The sequence below is a fragment of the Bartonella sp. AD328YNZD genome (assembly GCF_042196425.1).
In genome coordinates this window covers 1-3933 of sequence record NZ_JBHIQG010000225.1, presented here as the reverse complement: position 1 = coordinate 3933, position 3933 = coordinate 1, and the positions used below count along the sequence as shown (strand labels likewise).

The 3933-nt window shown below is 37.2% G+C and carries 1 protein-coding gene; it reads left to right on the top strand.

Annotated features, from left to right (window positions below; all coding sequences use genetic code 11):
• Positions 1-3933, top strand: a 3933-nt coding sequence (locus tag ACFIO3_RS09640; RefSeq protein WP_375704372.1) for a type ISP restriction/modification enzyme, incomplete at both ends; no start/stop codon positions are given.

Sequence of the window (3933 nt, the reverse complement as noted above, 5' to 3'; positions counted from 1 at the left end):
CCGTGAATGGACAGCCGATGCACAAATCCCGTTGCGTTCCTTTGCGGTTTGTTCTGATACAAAAGTAGGCAAGCGTCGTAAAAACCAAGATGATATTGTTGGTATGGAAACATCAGATCTTGTTCTCCCTGCTACCACGGATGCAAAAGCCCTTGCCAAAGAAGCTTGCGAAAACCTAGCAGATGCGATGACCGTGGTCTTTTCAACTTATCATTCAATTCAAGTGATTTCGGATGCACAAAAAAAGTATGGTTTACCCGAATTTGATTTGATCATCTGTGATGAAGCCCATAGAACCACTAGTGCTTCATTGGGAACTGACGACAATGAATCTGATTTTATCAAGGTTCATGATAACAGCATCATTCGGGGCAAAAAACGTCTGTATATGACAGCAACGCCTCGTATCTTTAGTGACACTGCTAAAAGGCGGGCGGATGAGATTAATGCTGTTTTGGCATCTATGGATGATGAAACCCTTTATGGAAAACAACTTCATCATTATACCTTCGCGGAAGCTGTCGATAATGAACTGTTAACTCCTTACAAGATTGTGGTCTTGGGTATTAATGAAACCTATATCACACCAGCCATACAGGAGATTATTGCCAATGAAAACCATGAAATTGATTTAGATGATGCGGCAAAAATTATTGGCTGTTATAGAGCCCTTACCAAAATAGATAAGCAAGCTGCTGTTGTTGATGATGATACAGAGCCCATGCAATGTGCTTTAGCTTTTTGCAAAGATATCAACACCTCTCAATATATCACAAAGCTCTTCAATAAAATTATCAAATCTCATATTGATGATTTCCTTCAAACCGTTCCCTTTCTAAACTGTGAAGTAAGACATATTGACGGAACGCAAAGCGTCAAAAAACGCAATGAGGAATTGGATTGGCTTAAAGAAGATGCGGGTCAAAATGTTTGTCGGATCTTAAGCAATGTTCGGTGTCTGTCTGAAGGGATTGATGTCCCTGCTCTTGATGCCATCATGTTTTTACACCCGCGTAATAGCCAAGTAGATGTGATACAGGCGGTAGGGCGTGTGATGCGCCGTGCTCCAAAGAAGAAAACGGGCTATATCATTTTACCCATTATCATTCCTTCACACTTAGAAGCCAAAAAGGCTTTAAAAAACAATAAGAGATACCGTGTTGTTTGGCAAGTTTTACATGCTTTACATTCTCATGATGAGAGACTTGCTCGGACGATTAATCAGATGTCTTTAGGACAAGATAGCAGCCATACGATTGAGATTATAGAGATTAAACGAGCCGATGAATTAAAAGAACTCACCACAACGGTTGATGAGATCTCAATCCAATCAAAAGCAGAAGTTTCTGGACGCACGATTGGAACAGCAGAAAGCAAATCTCAATCGGTATCTGGAGGACAAGGAGACTTATTCCACCGTTCTGAATTTTTTGATTTTGTCAAAGCCATTTTTCTGGATAGTTTTAAAATCACCGATTATTGGGGCATATGGGCAAACAATGTTGCTGAGATTGCTCAAAACCATATCAATCATCTTAAAGATATGATTTCCGATGAAAAGAGTGAAGCCTTTCACGCCTTTGATGCTTTTCATAAGGAATTAAAGAACAACGTCAACAGTGAAATAAAGCAAGAGGAAGCCATTGAGATGTTAGCACAACATCTTGTCACGCGTCCCGTGTTTGAAGCTTTATTTGACGGTAATGAATTTGTACAGAACAATGCCATTTCACAAGCAATGGACAAGATCTTAACGGAACTGGATAAAACCAATATCGAAGAGAAAACGAAAGATCTTGATAAATTTTACAAAAGTGTCATGTTCTGTACAGCAGGCATTACGGAAACTCATGCCAAACAGAATCTTATTATCAAACTTTATGAAAGTTTTTTTGCCAAGGCATTTAAGAAAACCACGGATAAGCTTGGGATTGTTTATACGCCCGTTGAGGTTGTTGATTTTATCATTCATTCTGTTGATGATGTGTTGCGTAATGAATTTGGAACAAGCTTGGGATCCCGTGGTGTGTCTATTCTTGACCCTTTCACGGGAACGGGTACCTTTATCACAAGGCTTTTACAATCAAAACTGATCAAACCAGAGGATATGGAATATAAATACCGTTACGATATCCATGCTAATGAGATTGTCTTACTTGCCTATTACATAGCAGCGATTAACATTGAATCGACGTATCATAGTCTTATGAAAGGAGATTACATTCCCTTTAAGCATATTGGTTTGGCTGATACGTTTCGGATGATTGAAGAGAAGAACCTGCTACAGAAATTGTTTAAAGAAAACAGTGAATATTTAGAGCATCAAAAGAAACTGGATATCAAAGTTATCTTTGGCAATCCTCCTTATTCGGTAGGACAAAAAAGTGCCAATGATAATAATCCGAACACATCTTATCATGTATTAGATAACCGTGTTCGTGAAACTTATGCTGCTTATTCAAAAGCAACTAATATGCAAGCACTTTATGATAGTTATATTCGTGCTATTCGTTGGGCTAGTGACCGTATTGATAATGCTGGAGTAATCGGTTTTGTTTCTGGTTCTGGTTATATAGAAAAGTCGACAATGGACGGTTTACGGAAATCTTTAGCCAAAGAATTTACGAGTATTTATGTGCTTAATTTACGAGGTGATATCCGTAAAAATATGTTAAGCAATGGAAAAGCGGAAGAAGGAGAAAATGTTTTTGGCAATGGTAGTATGACCGGCATTGCCGTGACCTTATTTATCAAAAATCCCAATGCTTTTGGACCTTGTAAAATTTACTATCATGATATTGGTGATAATCTCACAACAAAAGATAAACTTACAGCTCTAGAACGCCTTGGTAGTGTTAATAGCATCATAAATAAATCAATCTGGCAAATCATTAAACCAGATAAGCATGGTGATTGGATTAATCAACGTGATGACAGTTTCAAAGCGTTTTTAGTATTAGGTGATAAAAAAGGGCATAATAATAAGCTATTCGAAACTTTTTCATATGGTATTAAGAGCAATCGCGATGCATGGGCATACAATTCAAGCCGTGAAACTTTAAAGAAAAATATGAATAATATGATTGCCTTCTATAACAGCGAAGTGGAACGTTTTAATGATGCTTATGGACATGTTGATCACAGAATACGTAAAAATGCTGTCGACAATTTCGTAAACGCTGATGCGAAAAAAATTAGTTGGAGTAGTAATCTTAAGAAACAATTGGTAAAAGGCAATATCTTCGAATTTGAAGAGGTGTACCTTACTCAAAGTCTATGCCGTCCTTTTACACAACAATGGCTTTATTATAATACTACCTTCAATGAAATGCTTCATCAAATTCCACGTATTTTTCCCATAGGACAAATGATTGAAAATAGAGTTATAAAAATTGCCGCTGTAGGAGCAAGATGTGGTTTTTCTGTATTGATGACTAAAAATGTACCTGATGTAAGTATAATAGATAATAGCCAATGCTTTCCACGCTATATTTACGAAGATACTACGGTCTTAAAAGATAAAAACAAGAAACAATCTCATTTATTTTTAATTTCTACAGAAGAAAGTAAAACAACTGGTTTACAACGCCGTGATGCCATTACTGATGAAGGTCTAGACCATTTTAAAGCCGCTTATCCGAATGAAACCATAACAAAAGATGATTTGTTCTATTATGTTTACGGTCTACTTCATTCGGAAGATTATCGTACACGTTATGCACATAATTTATGCAAAGAACTGCCTCGTATCCCTTGTGTAAAGAGTGCTGATGACTTTTGGAAATTTGTGACAGCAGGGCGTGAACTCGGTCATTTGCACGTGAATTATGAAACTGTAGAGCCTTATCCAGTCACCTTTAAAAAGGGTAATCCAAAACAGACTGAGATCTCTAATCCCGAAGAATTTTACTACGTTACAGAAATGAAATTTTC